Origin of the sequence: Sphingopyxis sp. Q841, assembly GCF_052384365.1 — a bacterium.
Lineage (GTDB): Bacteria > Pseudomonadota > Alphaproteobacteria > Sphingomonadales > Sphingomonadaceae > Sphingopyxis > Sphingopyxis terrae_A.
The window spans coordinates 274,696-292,534 of the sequence record NZ_JBQSUM010000001.1 but is presented as its reverse complement, the minus strand read 5'-3'; the positions used below and the strand labels follow the sequence as shown (position 1 = coordinate 292,534).

Below are 17,839 nucleotides of genomic sequence, written 5' to 3'. Positions count from 1 at the left end.
CAAAAGGCAAAGCAGGCGGGACTCGTGATTTCCATCATTCTCAACGGCGATCCGCGGCAGGTGCGCGCAGGCAGCATTGCCGATCTGGTCGCGTCGCTGGGCCTCGACGTCAAGAAGGTCGCGGTCGAGCGCAATCGCGAGATCGTACCGCGCTCGACGCTCGCCGACATCGCGCTTGCCGAGGGCGATGCGCTGGAAATCGTTCATTTTGTAGGAGGCGGTTGTTGACCGACCAGTGGAGCGTTGCCGGACGGACCTTTAGCTCGCGCCTGATCGTGGGCACCGGCAAGTACAGGGATTTCGAGCAGAACGCGGCGGCAGTCGCCGCGTCGGGTGCGGAAATCGTCACCGTTGCGGTGCGGCGCGTCAATGTGTCGGACCCGACCGCGCCGATGCTGACCGATTATATCGACCCGAAGAAGATCACCTATCTTCCCAATACCGCCGGCTGCTTCAATGCCGACGACGCGATCCGCACCTTGCGGCTGGCGCGCGAGGCGGGCGGCTGGGATCTGGTGAAGCTGGAGGTGCTGGGCGAAGCGAAGACGCTCTATCCCAATATGCGCGAAACGCTGGAGGCGACCGAGGTGCTGGCCAAGGAAGGCTTTCTGCCGATGGTCTATTGCGTCGATGATCCGATCGCCGCCAAGCAGCTGGAAGATGCGGGCGCGGTTGCGATCATGCCGCTCGGCGCGCCGATCGGGTCGGGGCTGGGCATCCAGAACCGGGTGACGATCCGCCTGATCGTCGAGGGGGCGTCGGTGCCGGTGCTGGTCGATGCGGGCGTCGGGACGGCGAGCGATGCGGCGGTGGCGATGGAACTCGGCTGCGACGGCGTGCTGATGAACACCGCGATCGCCGAAGCCAAAGACCCCATCCGCATGGCGCGCGCCATGAAGCTCGCGGTCGAGGCGGGGCGCGATGCCTATCTCGCCGGCCGTATGGGCCAGCGTCGCTACGCCGATCCGTCGAGCCCGCTCGCCGGGCTCATCTGATATTGATCCAGCGCAATGCGCCGCCCGCGCGGCGCTGCCATGCCGGTGTCTCTGACAAGGAGGCATGGGCATGGGTGGCACGCGGCGCCGGATCGTCATCGTCGGGGCGGGACCGGCGGGGCTGAGTTTCGCGCGCGCGCTGGCGGATACCCCCGCCGAGATTACGCTGATCGAGCGCGCGCCGCTTGCCGCACTGGCCGAACCGCGCTTCGACGGGCGCGAGATTGCGCTGACGCATCGGTCCGAACGCGCGCTGCGCGACCTGGATGCCTGGTCGCGGATTCCGGCGGCGGACATTCACCGCCTTGACCGCGCCGAGGTGCTGAGCGGCCGGGCGCGGTTTGCGATGCGGATCGATCCGGGGGCCGGCGACGCGCGGCCGCTCGGCCATCTCGTGTCGAACCATCATTTGCGCCGGGCGCTGTTCGAAAGCGTTGCGGGACAGGCGAATATGGATCTGCGCGCGGGATGCGCGGTGGAACGCGTTCAGGCAGGGCGCGGCGGCGTCACCGTGACCCTTGCCGATGGCGCTGTGATCGAGACCGATCTTCTGGTCGCGGCGGACTCGCGCTTTTCGGCGATACGCGACCAGCTCGGCATCGGCGTGGACGTCAGGCCGGTCGGCAAGACGATGCTCGTCGGCCGGGTAGGTCACGCGCCCTGCAAGGCGGGCGTCGCGACCGAATGGTTCGCCCGGCACCACACGCTGGCGATGCTGCCGCTGGGGGAGGGGCTTTCGTCGGCAGTCATCACCCTGATGCCCGAAGCCGCCGATGCCTTCATGGCCGAATCCGGCGAGGTAAAGGCGCGCCGGATTGCGGCGATGACGCGCGGCAGATGGGGCGCGGTCGCGTTGGCGAGTGATTTTCATGCCTATCCGCTGACGACGACCTTCGCGCATCGCTTTGCGGCGCCGCGTGCGGTTCTGATCGGCGATGCGGCGGTCGGCATGCATCCGGTGACCGCCCATGGCTTCAACTTCGGGCTGGCGGGCGCGGTCCGGCTCGCGAAGCTGTTGGCGTCTGCGGATGATGTCGGCGATGCGCGCCGCCTTGCGGGCTACGCTGCCGCGCATCGTGCCGAGACCTGGCCGCTGTTTCAGGCGACGCGTGCGATCGTTGGCCTCTTCACCGACAACCGCCATCCGGCGATGGCGCTCCGCCATGCGGCGCTGCGGCTTGGCGCGCTGCCGCCGGTTCGGATGGGCCTGCGCGCGCTGCTCATGCAGCAGCGGGACGCGCGTGCGGCCTAAGCCCCTCGGTCGACGCTTCGTCTCGTTTCGTCCCGCGACCAAGGAACAATGAGGGGTGGCAAGTCGTTGATTTGACGAGAGGCGCGATCGCCTCTTTGCAGCAAAGGAGACTCCCCATGGGCGAACTGACGGAAAAGGCGAAAGGCCTGACGAACGAAGCGATCGGCAACACCAAACAGGCGATCGGCAAGGCGACCGACAATGAACGCCTGCGCGCCGAAGGCGACCTTCAGGAACGCAAGGGCGAAGCCCAGAACATCAAAGGCAAGGTGCAGGGCGCGCTCGGCGACAAGGTCTGACCGACCCGCTCTGGCCACCGGCCAACAAAAAGCCCCCGGGAGCGATCCCGGGGGCTTTTTGCTGGTTCGGGAACGCGGCGTTATTTGCCGCCGGATGCGACCAGATCGACGTCGGTCATCCCGCCGTCGGTGCGCAGGAACAGGACATAGGCGAGGTCGCCTTTTGTCCCGCCCAGAATATGTTCGTTGCCGCGCACGCGGTGGTCGCTCGTATAACCCGCACGCACCGCCATCGTGTGATAATAGTCGAGAACGCCCTGGATCGAGGCGGCGGTCTGGAAATTGACGACGCGGATGTTGCATTTTCCGCCGGCCACCCCCGCCGCCTCTCGCAGCGTCGCGCGCGGATAGAGCTTGAACGCTGGCGGCAGACGGTCGGCCCACTGGTTGCCGTAGGTCAGCTTGGCGTCGCAGCTGCCCTTTTGCTGTTCACGCGCCAGCGCGCCGATGGTGACCGGGCGCTTGGCGGCGCAATCGCGGTTGCAACCTTCCTCGAACGGCAGTGCCTTGGGCGCGGTGAGCAGCTTGCCCGCAGCCTGCGCCGCCGCCGCTTCGGCCGCCGCGGCCGCCTTGCCGCTCGCCACGCCCGGAACGCCGCCGTCGACGGGCCGGTTGCCCGGCGTCGCCGCATTGCGGTTCGCCTGCCCGGCCAGCTTGGGGTCAACCATGATCTTGTCTTCGAGCGCGCCCTTCAGCGCGGGGTCTTCATTGGTCAGCCCGTCGTCGAGCGGATTGAGGTCGGCCTTTGCCTGCGGATTGTCGCGGCACCCCGCGAGCGGGGCCGCGGCCATCAGCAGGCCGGCAATCAGCCATTTTCCCCGGACGATCATTGCTAACACTCCCTTAATCTCTCACCCGGACTTGCCGGAAGCTGGTTAAGAAGATGTGAGCAAAAAGCGTTAATTGGTAAGACTTTGTTAGCCGAAAACTGTCTCGGACCGAGACGGATTCCTCGCGCAGCGGATCAGGCGAGAGGTTTCGACCGCCGCCTGACGGTGGACAACCGCCTGACGATAGACCGGATCGGTGACCATTTCCATGAAGGCGCCGCTGTTCGGATAGCGGGCGATGAACATCGCGTCCCAATGTTCATCTGCTGGGCCGATCACCATCGCCTCCATCATGCCGCTCCAAACGACACTGCCGCCGACGCGCGAAAAAACGGCGCTGCTGTCCTTGCCATAATTGGCATAGGCTTCCGCGCCGGTCAGTGCCTTGCCGGCGAGGGGGTGATCGTCCGGATAAGTCGCCCTGTCCTTGAAGCGGACGAGGTTGAGCATGTGGATCGGCGTATCGCGCGGCAATGCCTTGAAAGTGTCGAACTGCGCGCGTTCGGGGTCGATGTGACGATCGCTCATGGCTGGAACTCCTTGCGTTTGCCCCGCCATGCCTCGGCGCTCTGCGTCCAGGCGTCGACGCGGGTCTGTTCGAACGGGGCGGGGAGGTGCGTCGGGCCACTGTTGGTCGCGCCCAGCCTTTTGGCCAGCGCCTGCGAGCGGACATTGTCGGGGGCGATGCTGTGCATCAGCTCGGGCCATTTGAGGAATTCGACCGCGAAGTCGCAGGCGGCGACCGCCCCCTCGAACGCATAGCCTTTCCCGGCGAATTTGGCGCGCACGCCATAGGCAATCTCGGGCGCGGGCCAGCCGTCGGGCTCCCACGGTCCGAGCCGCCCGACCCATTCGCCGCTTGCGCGTTCGAGGACTGAAAACATCGAGAAGCCGCGGATATGCCATGCCCCCGCGAGCGTGCACCATTGGCGCCACGCCTGCGATCGGGCGCAGCTGCCACCGATGAAGGTCATCGTGTCTTCTTCGGCGCACATTTCGGCGAAAGCGTCGAAATCTTCAGTCGCGGGCGGGCGGAGGATCAGCCGCTCGGTAACGAGCAGAGGGCCGTTTAGCATCGATATTCTCCCGCAGCAGTGGCCAACGCTTCTGGGAGAAAGGAGGCTGGCGGGCAAGCTGAAACACGCACCGCGAACGCGCGATCGGCCTTGAGGGCGTCGGTTCGAACCGACGCCCTCGCCATCACAGAGTGCGGATGGAGGGGTCTCGGACCCGCACCCGGACGGTTTCTGTCAATTAGCGGCAGCGATATTTGTCGCGGTCGATCTCGCGGCCGAGGAGCGCACCGGCGCCTGCGCCGAGAACCACGCCGAGCAGCTTGTCGCCTCGGCCAGCGATTTCGTGACCGGCAAGGCCGCCGACCGCGGCACCGATCAGCAGGCCGGTGGTGCCATTGTCCTTCTTGCAGTAATATCGGCCGTCGTTACCGCGCCAGATCCGCGTGTTGGCGCCGACGCGCTGGTCGCGGCTCGCATAATAGCGACGGTCGTGATGCTTGCGCTTGTAAAAGTCAGCGGTGATTTCGCTCTTGTGCAAGCCCTGCGCCGGAACGGCGCTTGCCATGCCGGCATAGGCGGGGGCGGTCGCGACGACACTGGCGGCCGCAATTGCGCCCATCATGCCTTTGGTAAGAATAGCCATATCCTGTCCTTTCCTGGTTCGCGCCTCGACCGTTCAGGAACGAGCGCTTCACCCGAAACAACGAGAAGGGTCCGCACAGCGTTGCATGAACCTTCGGCAACAAGACGAAATGAGTGCTGTCATCGACGAACCGAAAGGCACTTGTCCGCCGTCCGGCGGCGTGCGAAACATTGGAAATGCTGAACATTGCTTCGATTTTCATCGGTCTGGTCGCGCTGATTCTCGCGATCCCCGCGTTCATTCCGTTTCTGGGCTGGGCGAACTGGGGCATCATCCCGATCGCCGTGGTCGGGCTCGCGCTTGGCGCGATGTCGAGCCGCACGAGCGGGCGCAATCTGAACATCGTCGTGATCGTCGTCGGCGTCGTCCGGCTGATGCTCGGCGGCGGTCTGCTCTAAGCGCGCATAGAATGTCAGCGCACGCCGCTCCGTCGGAGAGCCAGCAGAACGGCTTGCCCTTCGCGCTCGCCGCCTATGGCATCTGGGGCTTCGTCCCGCTGTTTTTCAAGCTGCTTGCGAGCGTGCCGCCGGTCGAGGTGCTGGCGCAGCGCATCGTCTGGTCGCTGCCGCTCTGTTTCTTCATCATGGCATTCCGGCGGCAGATCGCCGACTATCTTGTCGCCTTGCGCGATTGGCGGGTGCTGCGCATGCTGTTGGCGAGCGCGCTGCTGATCGCAGTGAACTGGCTCGTTTATATCTATTCGATCTTCACCGATCATGTCCTCGCCGCTAGCCTCGGCTATTATCTCAATCCGCTCGTCAATGTGATGCTGGGAATGGTCTTCCTGGGCGAGCGCCTGTCGCGATTGCAGATGGTGGCGGTCGCGATCGCCGCCGTCGGGGTGGCGATCCTGCTCGGCGGTGCGCTCGATACGCTGTGGATCAGCCTGACGCTCGCCTTCAGTTTCGGCCTCTATGGGCTGCTGCGAAAAGTGGTGCCCGTGGGCTCGCTGCCCGGCCTCGCGATCGAAACGACGCTGCTCATGCCCTTGGCGCTCGCGGCGTCGGCCTGGTATCTGTGGATCGGCGACGGGCGCGGTTTCGGATCGGACCCGAAAATCAGCCTACTGCTGATGGCCGGGGGAATCGTCACCGCGGTGCCGCTGCTCCTCTTCGCCACCGCCGCGCGGCGGATGAGCTATGCAGCGCTCGGCTTCGTCCAGTATCTGGCGCCGACACTGCAATTCCTGCTCAGCCTGTTCGTCTTCGCCGAACCGCTGAAGCCCGTGCAACTGGCGTGCTTCCTGCTGATCTGGATCAGCATTGCGGTGTTCAGTTTCGACATGTGGCGCAAGATGCGCGCCGACCGGATGGTCGAGATCGCCTAGGGCCTATGAGATCGCCTAGGGTTTAGACGATCCGCCAGCCGAGCGTTTCTCCGGCATGGAACGGCACCACATCGCCGATCCGGTCGGGAACCACGGTCGCGCCGCGTTCGAGCGTGATCGTCCCCTGATTGAGCGGCAGGCCATAGAAGCGCGGGCCATGTTCGCTCGCAAAACCCTCGAACCGGTCGAGCGCGCCGTCTTCGTCGAACGCCGCGATATAGCTTTCGAGCGCGAAGGGGGCGTTGAAAATGCCGGCACAGCCGCACGGCGCTTCCTTGGTATGCACCGCGTGCGGCGCGCTGTCGGTGCCGAGGAAGAATTTGGGCGAGCCCGAGGTCGCGGCGGCGCGCACCGCGAGCCGGTGATGCTCGCGCTTGGCGACGGGCAGGCAATAGGCGTGCGGACGGATGCCGCCGACCAGCATCGCATTGCGGTTGATGTGAAGATGCTGCGGCGTAATCGTCGCGGCGACATTGGCGGGCGCATCGGCGACGAACTGCGCCGCCTCCGCCGTCGTGATATGTTCGAACACGATCTTGAGTTCGGGCAGCCGCGCGACGAGCGGTGCGAGCGTGCGATCGATGAATACCGCCTCGCGGTCGAAGATATCGACGTCATGGTCGGTGACTTCGCCGTGGATCAGGAGCGGCATGCCGATATCGGCCATGCGTTCGAGCACGCCCATGATGTTCGCGACATCGGTCACGCCGTGGGCGCTGCCCGTCGTTGCATGCGCGGGGTAGAGCTTGGCGGCGGTGAACACGCCCTCGGCGTGGCCGCGCGCCATTTCCTCCGCATCGGTGCCATCGGTCAGATAGGCGACGATCAGCGGGGTAAAATCGAGCGCCGCGGGGATCGCTGCGACGATCCGCTCGCGATAGGCGCGGCCCTCGGCCACGGTCGTCACCGGCGGCGACAGATTGGGCATGACAATCGCCCGCGCGAATTGGCGTGCGGTATAGGGCGTGACATGCGCCAGCATCGCGCCATCGCGCAGATGGACGTGCCAGTCGTCGGGGCGGCGTATGGTCAGGCGATCGGTCATGGCGGGCCCTCGGGCAAATCGTGGCTTGGCTTTGGCTGCCCCGCCCCTAAATTATCGGCATGGCCAATACCACCCTCAACGACCGCGCGCTGATCCGATTGTCGGGCGATGATGTCCGCGGCTTTCTGCAAGGCCTTGTCACCAATGATGTGTCGGGCAATCTGCCGGTCTGGGCGGCGCTGCTGACCGCACAGGGCAAGGCGCTGTTCGATTTTCTGATCTGGGCCGACGAGGCGGATGTGCTGATCGATTGCGAGGCGGCGGCAGCGGACGATCTGACCCGGCGCCTGACGCTCTATCGCCTGCGCCGCGCGATTACGATCGAGCGCGAGGAGGTTTTGCGGGTTCACTGGGCGCCCGAGGGCGATCTTGGCGTCGTCGACCCGCGGCTTGCCGAATTGGGGCAGCGCTGGCTCGCTCCCGCCGAGGAAGGCGGCGCGGCGGGCGTCGAGGCGGCATGGCGCGCGTACCGCCTGGCGCTCGGCGTCACCGAAGGGCGGGCCGAACTCGGCGACGGCACGACGCTGTGGCTCGAATGCAATGCCGCCGAATTGAACGGCGTCAGCTTTTCCAAGGGCTGCTACGTCGGACAGGAAAATACCGCGCGGATGAACTGGCGGCAGAAGGTCAATCGTCGACTCATAGTCGTGCCGATCGCCGAAGCCGACGAAAAGCGTCAGGTCATCGCCTATCCCGAACTCGGCTGGTCGGTGGAGCATCGGCGCGTCGAGGGCATTGATCCGGCGAAAGCACCCGCCTGGATGCACAGCGCCCTTCTTTCGCCCGGTTCATGACCGGTGCAGCGCGGGCGGGGTAGAGGGGAATGATGATCGCACCGCTCGCCCTGCTTGCTCCCGCCGCGCTGGCCGCCGCCGGTCCGGCCTCCTGCCCGGACGATCATGCGCGCACGATGACGCTGGCCGAAACCGCTGCGGCGGAGCCGGGGCTTTGCGTGCAGCTCGAGGCCATCGCGTGGAACGGCCGCCTCTACGCCGATGTGGGCGCCATCTATGCCGGGGTGTCGATCGCCTATCGCGGCGACGTACCGGGCCGCCCGATGCGCGGCGGGCCCGCGCGGATGGTCTTCGACCCGGCCTCGCGCGAATTTGTCGATGCGGGAAATTCCGGTGCGCCGCGTGCGTCGATGCCCCAATGGCTGCACCTGACCGCGCTGACGGCGCGCTGCACGGGCGTGCAATGCGCGGCCGAAGCGGCGCCGACGCTCGACATCGTGGGGGCGGACAGGGTTCGTGACCGGCCGGTGGAACGGCGACTGCGCGCCGACGTCGCGCCGGCTGCATGGAAGCTTCGCCCGCTTGCTGCGGATTCGCCGTGGACGGCGCGCTTTTCCGCGGCGGCCGATGCGCTGTTTCCCGCGTTGCGCTCGGGCGATCCGAAGCAATGGGTGCCGTTGCTTGGCGGGCGCTGGCTGGCCGCCGCCGACCGCGCGCGGGTCGAGCGCCTGCTCGGCGCGCAGGCAAGCCCCTTTGCATCGGCGTTGCGCGCTCCGGCGAAGCTGCAGCGCGTGATTTTGGGTTGGGACGCGGCCACGCTCGATGCGGGCGAACGGGCGCTGGTCGATGCGGGACAGGAGGCCGAGGCGATCGTGTGCTGGTCCGATCGTGTCGATGCCGAACGCCTGTGGCCGATCGCCGCCTTCGATGCCGACAACCGGCCGGGACGCCCCTATGCCTGCGCGCGGATCGCCTACAGCATCCGCGGCGGGGAGCCGCAATGGCGCGCCTTCATCGATCAGGCGGAAGGCGGTCTTGCCGAACCACAAAATCGCGGCGCCATTTAACCATTCTCCAACCCCGATTTGCGAATAAACCGGGCATGGTGAGGCGTTTCATTACCCTGGTAGCCGGGATCGCGGGCATATCGATCGGCATGGCGAGCATCGCCGGCCGGCAGGTCGCCGATGTGCCCGAAGCGCCTGTGGATCCTTATGCCGGCGAGAGCAACTGGACGACCGGCGCGCGCGATAAGGCCGCCGTGACTGCCAGCGACGCCGCCTCGCGGCCCAGCGAAGTCCGGATCCGGCGGGCATCCGATTCGCACTTCTATGCGGACACCCGTGTCCAGGGCAGGCAGGTTCGCATGCTGGTCGACAGCGGCGCATCGCTCGTCGCGCTGACGCGGAACGATGCCGAGGCGATCGGCATCGATGTCGACCGTCTGCCGATCGGCGGCACCGCCCAGACCGCGGGTGGCACGGTGCCGATGCGGACGGTCCTTCTCGACAGTGTCGAGGTCGACGGCATCACGATCCGCAATGTCGAGGCGGCAGTGGTCGATGCCAACATGGGGGTGTCGCTGCTCGGCCAAAGCTATCTTGCAAAGCTCGCTGCGGTGAATGTCGAAGGCGACACAATGACGCTGCGCTAGGACGCCAAGCCAGTCGCCGGGTATTCGCCGTCGGCTTAAAGTACGACGGACGCGCCATCCGAATGGCGCGCCCGTCGCCGGGAATCAGTCGAACAATTCTTCCAGGAATGACTTGCGCCGCTTGGGGTAGCCGCGGCGATAGTCGTTGCCATGGCCGTAAGCTGGCGGCGGCGTGGCCTGCGGCGCTGCCGGGCGGGGCGCGGCTTCGGCAGCGCTCCGTTCGATGATCTTGTCGAGTTCGCCGCGATCGAGCCATACCCCGCGGCATTGCGGGCAATAGTCGATTTCAACGCCTTGCCGGTCGCTCATCGCGAGCGGAACCTTGCAGATGGGGCAGGGCATATTGTGGGCAGATGTCATGGTCACCTCGTGGAAAGATTTCGATCCATCGAGGATGCGCGGAGAGCGAAGGCCATGGCCGATCACGCACCGAGCACGCTCGATGCGGTCCGACATCACGATCCTGGGATCGCCAGAGGGGCCCGGCCCGCACCGGATAAATGGGGACTGTCCGGGAACCTTCAAGTCCTGACGCAGCGGCATCGGTCGCGGGCGGTTCTTCTTCAGGGCTCGCGCCTGCTTGCCATTTGCGCGGCATTTCCCCACATCTGCGAGCATGAACGCTCCCAACCCGCCGCTCAGGGCCGCCATCATCCCGGTCACCGCCTTTCAGCAGAATTGCACTCTCCTGTGGTGCACCGAAACCAACAAGGCGGCGCTCGTCGATCCCGGCGGCGACCTGCCCAAGCTGCGCGAGGCGATCCGGCAGACGGGGGTGGAGGTCGAAAAGATTCTCGTCACCCACGGTCATATGGATCATTGCGGGCAGGCGGGGGTGCTCGCCCGGGAATTGGGCGTGCCGGTCGAAGGGCCGCACGAGGACGATCGTTTCTGGATCGAGCGGCTGGGCGAGGATGGCGCGCGCTTCGGCATGACGGGCGAGGTGTTCGAGCCCGACCGCTGGCTGGTCGATGGCGATACGGTGAAGGTCGGCAATCTGACGATCGACGTCATCCATTGCCCCGGTCACACCCCCGGCCACGTTGTTTTCTATCATGGCCCCTCGAAGCTCGCGATCGTCGGCGACGTGCTATTCCAGGGGTCGATCGGCCGCACCGATTTTCCGCGCGGCGATCACCAGCAACTGATCGATTCGATCACCGGCAAGCTGTGGCCGCTCGGCGACGATACCATCTTCCTGCCCGGCCATGGTCCGCACAGCAGCTTTGCGCAGGAGCGGCGCACCAATCCCTATGTCGCCGACGGCGTTGTGGGCGGCTGAAGCGGCCGCCCTGCTTGCGTCATTCTATTGCGGCTGGATGGCGACGGTTTCGGTGACTTCGGTGCTGACGAATTTCGTCGGGGTCAGATAGACCGACAGCAGCGCGGCGATCGCAAGCCCGAGCAGGGTCAGCATGGTGATAACGGTGCCCACCATGCGGCCCCACATCATGCCGTCCATGCCGACCGCGTGCAGGATGCGCCCGACGAGATAGAGCGCGCCCACCGCCCACAGCCAGATCGACGAGCCGATCCCCAGTTCGATCAGCGCAAGCAGGATCAGGACGAAGGGCGTATTCTCGACATAATTGGCCTGCGCGCGCATGCGGCGAATCAGCCTGTCGTTGCCGCCGTCGCCGATCGAGACTTTTTCCTGTCCACGCACGCGCCCGACCCGGGTCGCGAGCCAGAGATTGAGCAGGGCGGCGCCCGCGGCGATGGTCAGGCTGATCGGCAACATGAACATGAGATTCCCCCTCTTGTTATCGGCCGGCGCTCGTGCTGGCGCGACCGGGTGCAGATGTGGCACCGGCGCGCGTCCGCGGCAAGGGGCGACGGGGAAGGAGCATCCGCCCGTACTCCGACGCGCGGCGAGGGGGTTGCCTTTGCGGGCAAAAACGCTATAGCCGCGCCCGATCCGGCACCCGACACCATCAGGCGTTGAGGCACCTTCCGGCGGAAGATTATACTGCAGTTCCAAGGCAGTTATGGTTTTCGGCGCGGCGGGCGGGCCAGTCATTCCCCGGCATCGGGGGGTGACAACACCGGGTTTGCCGATTCGTATAAACATTTGAGAATGCAGGATTTAAAATGGCCGTCCCCAAGCGAAAAACCTCGCCCTCGAAGCGCGGCATGCGTCGCAGCCACGACAGCCTGAAGGTCGAGGCCTATCAGGAATGCCCGAACTGCGGCGAACTGAAGCGTCCGCACAACCTTTGCAACGCCTGCGGCCATTATAACGGCCGCGAAGTGGTTTCGGCTGGCGCCTAAGCATTAGCCGGAGGGCGTTGGTATGAGCCTTACACCGCGAATCGCGATCGATGCGATGGGCGGTGACGTCGGCGTGCGCGTGATGCTCGCCGGCGCGGCCATGGCGCGCCACCGGCACGACGGCCTGCGGTTTCTGCTCGTCGGCGACGAGCAGCAGATCAAGGCTGCGCTCGACAATCACCCCAATCTGCGCGCCGCGTCGGACATCATCCACACCGACAAGGTCGTGTCCGGCGAGGACAAGCCCAGCCAGGCGCTACGGAGCGGCCGCGGCAGCTCGATGGGGCTCGCCATCGATGCGGTGAAGCGCGGCGATGCCGGCGGCGCCGTTTCGGCGGGCAACACCGGCGCGCTGATGGCGATGTCGAAGCTGGCGCTGCGCACTATGCCCGGCATCGACCGGCCGGCGCTCGCGGCGCTGCTGCCATCGCTCGGCGACAATGACGTCGTCATGCTCGATCTCGGCGCGAACACCGACTGCGACGCCAACAACCTCGTCCAGTTCGCGGTCATGGGCGCTGCCTATGCGCGCACCGCGATGGGGCTGGAGCGTCCGCGCGTCGCGCTGCTCAATATCGGCACCGAAGAGCTCAAGGGCACCGACGAAATTCGCGACGCCGCCGCGATCCTGCGCGATGCTACGGGGCTGCCGATGGAGTTCGCGGGTTTCATCGAGGGCGACAAGCTGTCGCGCGGCAATGTCGACGTCGTCGTCCACGACGGTTTTTCGGGCAATATCGCGCTCAAGACGATCGAAGGCACCGCGCGGTTCGTGACCGATCTGCTGCGGCGCGCCTTCACCTCGTCGGTGCGGTCGAAGATCGGTTTCCTGATCTCGCGGCCGGCGACCGAACTGCTGCGCCACCATCTCGACCCCAATAATCACAATGGCGCGGTATTCCTCGGCCTCAACGGCGTGGTACTCAAGAGCCACGGCAGCGCCGATGCAAAGGGCGTCGCGAACGCGGTGCATCTGTGCGCCGAACTCGTCGAAAAGGACATTACACGCCAGGTGACCGAGGATCTTGCCAATTTCCGCAGCGACGGCGCGGCATGACCCGGCGCGCTGTCCTCGCCGGCACCGGCTCGGCGCTCCCGCGCACCCGCGTTTCCAACGCCGAACTGGCCGAACGCGTCGATACCAGCGACGAATGGATCGTCGAACGCACCGGTATCCGCTTTCGCCATATCGCCGAACCCGATGAAACGACAGCGACGCTGGGCGCCGATGCGGCGCGCGAGGCGCTGAAGGCGGCGGGTTTGTCGCCTGCGGACATCGGCCTGCTCATTGTCGCGACCGCGACGCCCGACAACACCTTCCCCGCCACCGCCACCAAGGTCCAGGCGCTCCTCGGCGCGCCAGACTGTATCGCGTTCGACGTGGCGGCGGTCTGTTCGGGCTTTCTCTATGCCGTCTCGATCGCCGATTCGATGCTGCGCACCGGTGCGGCCGAACATGCGCTGGTGATCGGCAGCGAAACCTTCAGTCGCATCCTCGACTGGGAGGACCGCACGACCTGCGTCCTGTTTGGCGACGGTGCGGGGGCGGTGATCTTGTCGGCAAAGGACGTGGCGGACGACCAGGGCATCCTCGCGACGCGGCTGCACGCCGAGGGGCAATATTGCGACATGCTCTATGTCGATGGCGGTCCCTCGACCACCGGCACCGTTGGCCATGTCCGGATGCAGGGCCGCGAAGTGTTCCGCCATGCCGTCACCAATCTTGCCAGTGTGCTGGGCGAGGTGCTGGCCGACGTCGGGCTGAAGGCGGAGGATATCGACTGGGTCGTTCCGCATCAGGCGAACAAGCGCATCATCGACGCAACCGCGAAAAAGCTGGGCCTGCCCGCCGACCGAGTCGTGCTGACGGTCGATCAGCATGCGAATACGTCGGCGGCGTCGGTCCCGCTGGCGCTCGATCTTGCGGTACGCGACGGGCGCATCAAGCGCGGCGATCTGGTCGTGCTGGAGGCGATGGGCGGCGGCTTTACCTGGGGTGCGGCGGTCCTGCGCGTCTAGTTTTTGCAGTCCACGAACGGGCGTTCGACGCTCGTCGCATCAACTCCACGCTCCATCCGTTTAAGTTTGGCGGATTAATTCGCTTTTGTTACATATAATCTTGGGACTCGCGACGGTGGGGGCTGTCTGGGTTCCTCTTGTGCATCCGCTTCAGGAGGGGAGGGGTCAATTATGACAGCAGGAACGCTTACCCGCGCCGACATTGCCGCGCGCATCAATCAGCAAGTCGGCCTGTCGCGAAACGAATCGGCGACGATCGTCGAATCGATTCTCGCGCATATGTCGGACGCGCTGGCCGCGGGCCAGAATGTGAAGATTTCGGGCTTTGGCACCTTTGTGCTGCGCGACAAGGCCGAACGCGTCGGCCGCAATCCCAAGACGGGGATCGAGGTTCCGATCCTCCCGCGCCGGGTGATGACCTTTCGCGCCAGCCAGGCGATGCGCGCCCGCGTTGCGGGCAAATAAGCCAGTCGTATCCGATGGGCGATCACGATAGCCGCAACGGGGACGGCAAGGCGGTCGGAGCGATGCTTGCCATTGGCGAGCTCGCGGACCGCATCGGGGTGCCGACCCACGTCCTGCGCTACTGGGAAACGCGCTTTCCGCAGCTTCGGCCGCTCCAGCGGTCGGGCCGTCGGCGCTATTACCGGCCCGATGATATTGCGCTGGCGGAGCGCATCCATCACCTGCTTCACGTCAAGGGCTATACGGTCGATGGCGCCCGCAAGGCGCTGTCGTCGGAACCCGACGGCGCTGCCGCGACACCCCGCGATGTCCCGGTCGCGCGGGCGACGCACAGCGAAGCGAAGGGCATTCCGGTGGCGGCGCTGGTGGCACTGCGGGAGCGGCTGGCGGCTGCACTGCGCTGAGCCAGCCAAGCCCCATCTGAACGACCCGCGGCCCGCCTATCGGGCGTAGGCGTCGCGCAATTCGCGCTTCAGCACCTTGCCGATCGGGCTGCGCGGCAGTTCGTCGACGGTGGTGATCGCGCTCAGCCGCTGGGTCTTGCCGACCTTGGCGTTGCAATCGGCGCGCACGCTTTCCGCATCGGCGTCGGGTTTCAGCACAACGAAAGCGACGGGGGTTTCTCCCCACTCCTCGCTCGGCATGCCGACCACCGCCGCCTCGACCACGCGCTCGTCGGCAAGCAGGATCGCCTCGAGGTCGCTCGGGAAGATGTTGAACCCGCCCGAAATGATCATGTCCTTGGCGCGGTCCATCAGCGTCAGGAAACCGTCCTCGTCAAAGCGGCCGATGTCGCCATGACGATAAAAGAGATTCCCCTCCGCATCGTGCCAGTGCATCGCCTTGGTTGCATCGGGACGGTTGTTGTAGCCGGTCATCATCGCCGGGCTGCGACCGACGATTTCGCCGACCGACCCTTGCGGTAGTTCCTGCCCCTCTTCGTCGATGACCTTTGCGACATGGCCCGGTGCGGGCTTGCCGACGGTGTGCAGCTTGTCGGGGAATTGATGCGCCTCGAGAATGAAGGCCGCGCCGCCTTCGGTCATCCCATAGATTTCGACGAGGCCGCCTGGCCAGCGCTTCAGCACATCGGCCTTGAGTGCGGCGGCGAAGGGCGCCGAGGTGCAATATTTCATCACGAAGCTGGACAGATCGAAACGGTCGAAATCTTCGAGCGCCATGATGCGGCGATACTGGACGGGAACGAGCATGGTGTTCGTGGCGCGTTCGCGCTCTGCCAGTTCCAGAAACCCGCGGGCATCGAACTTCTTCATCAGCACGACCTGACCGCCCGAACCGACCGTGGGCAGAAAGCTTGCCATCGTCGTGTTCGAATAGAGGGGCGTCGACAGGATCGTCACCGCGTCAGGGCCATAGGCCGGGACACCGCGCTGGATGTGCTGCCAGCGCATCGCGTGGCTGTGGACGATCCCTTTCGGCGTTCCGGTCGTCCCCGACGAATAGATGATATTGAAGCCGTCGAGCGGATCGATCGGGACCGCTGCAGGTGTGGTGCCTGCGGGCGCCATCCATTCGACCAGCGCGACGCCGACGTCGCTGCCGTCCATCGCGATGCGATCGCTGGCTGTGACCGTCTGGCCTTCGAGGCTTGCGGACGCCGCGCTGTCGAGGAAGAGGTGGCGCGCGCCGGTATCGGCGATCATCGCTGCCATTTGCTCGCCCGTCGCGCTGTTGGTGATCAGCCCGGCGACGCCGCCGGCCCGCAGCGTGCCGAGAATGACCGCCATCTGTTCGACGCTGTTCAGGCCCGCAATCGCGGTCCGGTCGCCCTTCGCCAGCCCATCCTGCTGCAACCGCGCGGCGATTCGGTCGGCCATCTGATCCAGTTCGGACCAGCTCAATCGCCGCGCCGGGTCTGCGGCCGCTACGGCATCGGGACGTTCGGCGGCATGGGCGCGAACGAGATCGGGCAGGGTGGCGAAGGCGCTGTCAAGCAATTCGATACTGGTCATGGCAACCGGTTAGCACAGCAGGGGGGCGGTGCAATGCCGGTGGGGCGGCGGCGCGACAAGAAGTTGCGTCACGGCAGGGGAGAACGATGCATCCATCGGGGAAGGTGACAGAAGGCGACACGAAGTTGCCCGTCGCCCTCTATCATCCGGATACCGCCGCCGTCGATCGTTCGTGCAGCGAGGCTTCATAAATCATTCCTACTGAAATTCGACGGACGCCTCGCCGCGGCTGACTTTTTCAACAGTATCGGCAGATTGCTGACGTAGGAAATCCTTAGTCCTTGGTCGTCATACGGGTAGCCAATTAACAAGAGGTCTCGATGTGATGGAACTGTTAATCGACTGGATCGAACTGGTCGTGGCATTGGCGCTAGTGCTGGCAGTCGGGGTTATCTGGCTTGCTAGACCACTATTTGAACATTTTGCGGGCTCAAAAATGCAGCAAAGCAACTTCGTCGTGTTTGAGGCACACGAAGTCCATTGGAAGTGCTTGAAAAGCGACATGGAAAGAGCGGGTTGGCGGTCCACCGATATTGAACCTGCAAACGGTGAAGCGAATCTGTATCGCTTTCAGAAATGCAGTCCTCTCGCAGAGAAGCTTGGCGATCTCATAAGCAAGGGAATGCCAGAAACAGCTAACCGTAAAGAAGGTGCCGACCTGCTAATCAAAGTCGCCGAACACGGAATTGCATGAGATCGAACTGAAGGTAAGGCTTGTGGCGGTTCTCCACCCCACAATTGTCAAATCCCTTAGTCGTCGTCCATCGCGGGGGACAGTGATGCGTCGAGGTCGCGGGGTCGGATGAAAGCGACGAAACGCGCGCTCTTTGTATCGAGGTCGCGCCAGTCGGCGATGTCGAGTTCGAGGCGGGCGAGTGCCGATGTCGGCAGTTTCTCCTCGACCTTGGCGCGCAGTTCGTCGTCGGGCGATTCGGGGACGAGTTCGAGGATCAGGTCCTCCAGCCCCGGATTATGGCCCGAGATCAGCAAATTCTGCGAGTCCTTGCCCATGTCGCGGATTACATCGATCAGCGTCGCAGACGAGGCAAGATAGATGCGGCGGTCCCAATCGGGTTCGATTGCATCGATTCCCGCGGCAGGTTGAAACAGATCGAGCGTTTCAGTCACGCGCACCGCGGGCGAGGCGATGATGCGGTCGATCGCCATCGCGTGCCGCCGTGCATATTGGCCGACGAGTTCGGCGCCGCGACGGCCGCGCGCGTTGATCGGGCGGTCGAAGTCGCGTTCAACGGTCGCGTCCCAGCCCGATTTCGCATGACGCAGGATAGTCAAAGTCTTCAAAATCTCTCCCCGCG

At 65.2% G+C, this 17,839-nt stretch carries 25 protein-coding genes; 16 read left to right on the top strand and 9 right to left on the bottom strand.

Annotated elements, in window-relative coordinates; translation table 11 throughout:
- The first annotated feature begins 24 nt into the window (after window positions 1-24).
- The 4 genes from thiS to ACT17R_RS01505 all read left to right on the top strand — a co-directional run bounded on the left by thiS (window position 25) and on the right by ACT17R_RS01505 (window position 2,546).
- Window positions 25-228: a sulfur carrier protein ThiS gene (thiS, locus tag ACT17R_RS01520; RefSeq protein WP_234179906.1), complete on the top strand. Its 204-nt coding sequence runs from the start codon at window positions 25-27 to the stop codon at window positions 226-228.
- Entirely contained in the window at window positions 225-995 is a 771-nt protein-coding gene (locus ACT17R_RS01515; protein WP_234179908.1) for a thiazole synthase, read from the top strand. The genes thiS and ACT17R_RS01515 overlap by 4 nt, the downstream gene beginning before the upstream one ends.
- A gap of 70 nt (window positions 996-1,065) precedes the next feature.
- Window positions 1,066-2,247, top strand: coding sequence for a 5-demethoxyubiquinol-8 5-hydroxylase UbiM (gene ubiM / locus ACT17R_RS01510; protein WP_444808845.1), 1,182 nt, complete (start codon window positions 1,066-1,068; stop codon window positions 2,245-2,247).
- A 116-nt stretch (window positions 2,248-2,363) separates the two neighbouring features.
- Window positions 2,364-2,546, top strand: a complete 183-nt coding sequence (locus ACT17R_RS01505; RefSeq protein WP_062902757.1) for a CsbD family protein — start codon at window positions 2,364-2,366, stop codon at window positions 2,544-2,546.
- Window positions 2,547-2,626: 80 nt separating this feature from the next.
- Here ACT17R_RS01505 and ACT17R_RS01500 read toward each other — a convergent pair whose 3' ends face one another.
- From ACT17R_RS01500 to ACT17R_RS01485, 4 genes are all read right to left on the bottom strand, one after another.
- Window positions 2,627-3,376 (bottom strand): hypothetical protein, encoded by a 750-nt coding sequence (locus tag ACT17R_RS01500; RefSeq protein WP_444808844.1) that lies wholly within the window; start codon window positions 3,374-3,376, stop codon window positions 2,627-2,629.
- Between the two features lie 87 nt (window positions 3,377-3,463).
- Window positions 3,464-3,904: a DUF1330 domain-containing protein gene (locus ACT17R_RS01495; RefSeq protein WP_062902755.1), complete on the bottom strand. Its 441-nt coding sequence runs from the start codon at window positions 3,902-3,904 to the stop codon at window positions 3,464-3,466.
- The gene (locus ACT17R_RS01490; protein WP_062902754.1) at window positions 3,901-4,452 is read right to left on the bottom strand and encodes a GNAT family N-acetyltransferase; all 552 of its coding nucleotides are present in this window, start codon (window positions 4,450-4,452) and stop codon (window positions 3,901-3,903) included. Before ACT17R_RS01490 ends, ACT17R_RS01495 begins: the two co-directional genes overlap by 4 nt.
- Window positions 4,453-4,630: 178 nt before the next feature.
- On the bottom strand, window positions 4,631-5,035 hold the full coding sequence (locus tag ACT17R_RS01485; protein ID WP_062902753.1) for a glycine zipper 2TM domain-containing protein: 405 nt from the start codon (window positions 5,033-5,035) through the stop codon (window positions 4,631-4,633).
- 176 nt (window positions 5,036-5,211) lie between these two features.
- Here ACT17R_RS01485 and ACT17R_RS01480 point away from each other — a divergent pair, with 176 nt between their 5' ends.
- Together ACT17R_RS01480 and rarD are read left to right on the top strand one after the other, a co-directional pair.
- Window positions 5,212-5,433 carry a hypothetical protein gene (locus ACT17R_RS01480; protein ID WP_288990189.1) on the top strand — a complete coding sequence of 74 codons (222 nt, stop codon included), beginning with the start codon at window positions 5,212-5,214 and terminating at the stop codon, window positions 5,431-5,433.
- A gap of 11 nt (window positions 5,434-5,444) precedes the next feature.
- The gene (gene rarD, locus ACT17R_RS01475) at window positions 5,445-6,362 is read left to right on the top strand and encodes an EamA family transporter RarD (protein WP_444808843.1); all 918 of its coding nucleotides are present in this window, start codon (window positions 5,445-5,447) and stop codon (window positions 6,360-6,362) included.
- Between the two features lie 22 nt (window positions 6,363-6,384).
- Here rarD and pyrC read toward each other — a convergent pair whose 3' ends face one another.
- Window positions 6,385-7,407 carry a dihydroorotase gene (gene pyrC / locus ACT17R_RS01470; protein WP_186402300.1) on the bottom strand — a complete coding sequence of 341 codons (1,023 nt, stop codon included), beginning with the start codon at window positions 7,405-7,407 and terminating at the stop codon, window positions 6,385-6,387.
- Window positions 7,408-7,466: 59 nt separating this feature from the next.
- Here pyrC and ygfZ point away from each other — a divergent pair, with 59 nt between their 5' ends.
- Genes ygfZ through ACT17R_RS01455 form a run of 3 tightly spaced genes read left to right on the top strand, consistent with a single transcriptional unit; the run spans window position 7,467 to window position 9,795 of the window.
- Window positions 7,467-8,201, top strand: a complete 735-nt coding sequence (ygfZ, locus tag ACT17R_RS01465) for a CAF17-like 4Fe-4S cluster assembly/insertion protein YgfZ (protein ID WP_263587443.1) — start codon at window positions 7,467-7,469, stop codon at window positions 8,199-8,201.
- Between the two features lie 29 nt (window positions 8,202-8,230).
- Window positions 8,231-9,208, top strand: coding sequence for a hypothetical protein (locus ACT17R_RS01460; RefSeq protein ID WP_444808842.1), 978 nt, complete (start codon window positions 8,231-8,233; stop codon window positions 9,206-9,208).
- A gap of 35 nt (window positions 9,209-9,243) precedes the next feature.
- Window positions 9,244-9,795: a retropepsin-like aspartic protease family protein gene (locus ACT17R_RS01455; RefSeq protein ID WP_062902748.1), complete on the top strand. Its 552-nt coding sequence runs from the start codon at window positions 9,244-9,246 to the stop codon at window positions 9,793-9,795.
- Between the two features lie 84 nt (window positions 9,796-9,879).
- On the opposite strand, the gene ACT17R_RS01450 is transcribed toward ACT17R_RS01455, so the two are convergent.
- Window positions 9,880-10,155, bottom strand: a complete 276-nt coding sequence (locus tag ACT17R_RS01450) for a TFIIB-type zinc ribbon-containing protein (protein WP_062903246.1) — start codon at window positions 10,153-10,155, stop codon at window positions 9,880-9,882.
- A gap of 256 nt (window positions 10,156-10,411) precedes the next feature.
- Between ACT17R_RS01450 and ACT17R_RS01445 the strand changes: the two genes are divergently transcribed.
- Entirely contained in the window at window positions 10,412-11,077 is a 666-nt protein-coding gene (locus ACT17R_RS01445) for an MBL fold metallo-hydrolase (RefSeq protein WP_186402297.1), read from the top strand.
- Window positions 11,078-11,101: 24 nt separating this feature from the next.
- On the opposite strand, the gene ACT17R_RS01440 is transcribed toward ACT17R_RS01445, so the two are convergent.
- Complete coding sequence (locus ACT17R_RS01440) at window positions 11,102-11,542, bottom strand: MAPEG family protein (protein ID WP_186402296.1); 441 nt, start codon at window positions 11,540-11,542, stop codon at window positions 11,102-11,104.
- Window positions 11,543-11,886: 344 nt separating this feature from the next.
- Here ACT17R_RS01440 and rpmF point away from each other — a divergent pair, with 344 nt between their 5' ends.
- The 5 genes from rpmF to ACT17R_RS01415 all read left to right on the top strand — a co-directional run bounded on the left by rpmF (window position 11,887) and on the right by ACT17R_RS01415 (window position 14,954).
- The gene (rpmF, locus tag ACT17R_RS01435; RefSeq protein ID WP_003047695.1) at window positions 11,887-12,066 is read left to right on the top strand and encodes a 50S ribosomal protein L32; all 180 of its coding nucleotides are present in this window, start codon (window positions 11,887-11,889) and stop codon (window positions 12,064-12,066) included.
- A gap of 22 nt (window positions 12,067-12,088) precedes the next feature.
- The gene (plsX, locus tag ACT17R_RS01430; protein WP_444808841.1) at window positions 12,089-13,123 is read left to right on the top strand and encodes a phosphate acyltransferase PlsX; all 1,035 of its coding nucleotides are present in this window, start codon (window positions 12,089-12,091) and stop codon (window positions 13,121-13,123) included.
- On the top strand, window positions 13,120-14,085 hold the full coding sequence (locus ACT17R_RS01425) for a beta-ketoacyl-ACP synthase III (protein WP_444808840.1): 966 nt from the start codon (window positions 13,120-13,122) through the stop codon (window positions 14,083-14,085). Before plsX ends, ACT17R_RS01425 begins: the two co-directional genes overlap by 4 nt.
- A gap of 171 nt (window positions 14,086-14,256) precedes the next feature.
- The gene (locus tag ACT17R_RS01420; protein ID WP_003047685.1) at window positions 14,257-14,550 is read left to right on the top strand and encodes an integration host factor subunit alpha; all 294 of its coding nucleotides are present in this window, start codon (window positions 14,257-14,259) and stop codon (window positions 14,548-14,550) included.
- A gap of 14 nt (window positions 14,551-14,564) precedes the next feature.
- Window positions 14,565-14,954, top strand: a complete 390-nt coding sequence (locus tag ACT17R_RS01415) for a MerR family transcriptional regulator (protein ID WP_186402295.1) — start codon at window positions 14,565-14,567, stop codon at window positions 14,952-14,954.
- 36 nt (window positions 14,955-14,990) lie between these two features.
- Here the strand turns inward: ACT17R_RS01415 and ACT17R_RS01410 are convergent, their stop codons facing one another.
- The gene (locus tag ACT17R_RS01410; protein WP_186402294.1) at window positions 14,991-16,523 is read right to left on the bottom strand and encodes a class I adenylate-forming enzyme family protein; all 1,533 of its coding nucleotides are present in this window, start codon (window positions 16,521-16,523) and stop codon (window positions 14,991-14,993) included.
- A gap of 325 nt (window positions 16,524-16,848) precedes the next feature.
- On the opposite strand from ACT17R_RS01410, the gene ACT17R_RS01405 reads away from it, so the two are divergent.
- Window positions 16,849-17,217 carry a hypothetical protein gene (locus ACT17R_RS01405; RefSeq protein ID WP_444808839.1) on the top strand — a complete coding sequence of 123 codons (369 nt, stop codon included), beginning with the start codon at window positions 16,849-16,851 and terminating at the stop codon, window positions 17,215-17,217.
- Window positions 17,218-17,273: 56 nt separating this feature from the next.
- Here the strand turns inward: ACT17R_RS01405 and ACT17R_RS01400 are convergent, their stop codons facing one another.
- The gene (locus ACT17R_RS01400) at window positions 17,274-17,825 is read right to left on the bottom strand and encodes a SixA phosphatase family protein (protein WP_062902740.1); all 552 of its coding nucleotides are present in this window, start codon (window positions 17,823-17,825) and stop codon (window positions 17,274-17,276) included.
- Between the last annotated feature and the right edge of the window lie 14 nt (window positions 17,826-17,839).

What these genes read in the sequence shown, in the direction of transcription:
- ACT17R_RS01420 (WP_003047685.1), top strand. Translation starts at nt 14,257, where the DNA reads ATGACAGCAGGAACGCTTACCCGCGCCGACATTGCCGCGCGCATCAAT.
- ACT17R_RS01485 (WP_062902753.1), bottom strand. Translation starts at nt 5,035, where the DNA reads ATGGCTATTCTTACCAAAGGCATGATGGGCGCAATTGCGGCCGCCAGT.
- ACT17R_RS01455 (WP_062902748.1), top strand. Translation starts at nt 9,244, where the DNA reads ATGGTGAGGCGTTTCATTACCCTGGTAGCCGGGATCGCGGGCATATCG.
- ACT17R_RS01480 (WP_288990189.1), top strand. Translation starts at nt 5,212, where the DNA reads ATGCTGAACATTGCTTCGATTTTCATCGGTCTGGTCGCGCTGATTCTC.
- rpmF (WP_003047695.1), top strand. Translation starts at nt 11,887, where the DNA reads ATGGCCGTCCCCAAGCGAAAAACCTCGCCCTCGAAGCGCGGCATGCGT.
- ACT17R_RS01415 (WP_186402295.1), top strand. Translation starts at nt 14,565, where the DNA reads ATGGGCGATCACGATAGCCGCAACGGGGACGGCAAGGCGGTCGGAGCG.
- pyrC (WP_186402300.1), bottom strand. Translation starts at nt 7,407, where the DNA reads ATGACCGATCGCCTGACCATACGCCGCCCCGACGACTGGCACGTCCAT.
- ACT17R_RS01495 (WP_062902755.1), bottom strand. Translation starts at nt 3,904, where the DNA reads ATGAGCGATCGTCACATCGACCCCGAACGCGCGCAGTTCGACACTTTC.
- plsX (WP_444808841.1), top strand. Translation starts at nt 12,089, where the DNA reads ATGAGCCTTACACCGCGAATCGCGATCGATGCGATGGGCGGTGACGTC.
- ACT17R_RS01450 (WP_062903246.1), bottom strand. Translation starts at nt 10,155, where the DNA reads ATGACATCTGCCCACAATATGCCCTGCCCCATCTGCAAGGTTCCGCTC.
- ACT17R_RS01425 (WP_444808840.1), top strand. Translation starts at nt 13,120, where the DNA reads ATGACCCGGCGCGCTGTCCTCGCCGGCACCGGCTCGGCGCTCCCGCGC.
- ACT17R_RS01440 (WP_186402296.1), bottom strand. Translation starts at nt 11,542, where the DNA reads ATGTTCATGTTGCCGATCAGCCTGACCATCGCCGCGGGCGCCGCCCTG.
- ACT17R_RS01445 (WP_186402297.1), top strand. Translation starts at nt 10,412, where the DNA reads ATGAACGCTCCCAACCCGCCGCTCAGGGCCGCCATCATCCCGGTCACC.
- ygfZ (WP_263587443.1), top strand. Translation starts at nt 7,467, where the DNA reads ATGGCCAATACCACCCTCAACGACCGCGCGCTGATCCGATTGTCGGGC.
- ACT17R_RS01410 (WP_186402294.1), bottom strand. Translation starts at nt 16,523, where the DNA reads ATGACCAGTATCGAATTGCTTGACAGCGCCTTCGCCACCCTGCCCGAT.
- ACT17R_RS01405 (WP_444808839.1), top strand. Translation starts at nt 16,849, where the DNA reads ATGGAACTGTTAATCGACTGGATCGAACTGGTCGTGGCATTGGCGCTA.
- ACT17R_RS01490 (WP_062902754.1), bottom strand. Translation starts at nt 4,452, where the DNA reads ATGCTAAACGGCCCTCTGCTCGTTACCGAGCGGCTGATCCTCCGCCCG.
- ACT17R_RS01500 (WP_444808844.1), bottom strand. Translation starts at nt 3,376, where the DNA reads ATGATCGTCCGGGGAAAATGGCTGATTGCCGGCCTGCTGATGGCCGCG.
- ACT17R_RS01505 (WP_062902757.1), top strand. Translation starts at nt 2,364, where the DNA reads ATGGGCGAACTGACGGAAAAGGCGAAAGGCCTGACGAACGAAGCGATC.
- ACT17R_RS01460 (WP_444808842.1), top strand. Translation starts at nt 8,231, where the DNA reads ATGATGATCGCACCGCTCGCCCTGCTTGCTCCCGCCGCGCTGGCCGCC.
- ubiM (WP_444808845.1), top strand. Translation starts at nt 1,066, where the DNA reads ATGGGTGGCACGCGGCGCCGGATCGTCATCGTCGGGGCGGGACCGGCG.
- rarD (WP_444808843.1), top strand. Translation starts at nt 5,445, where the DNA reads ATGTCAGCGCACGCCGCTCCGTCGGAGAGCCAGCAGAACGGCTTGCCC.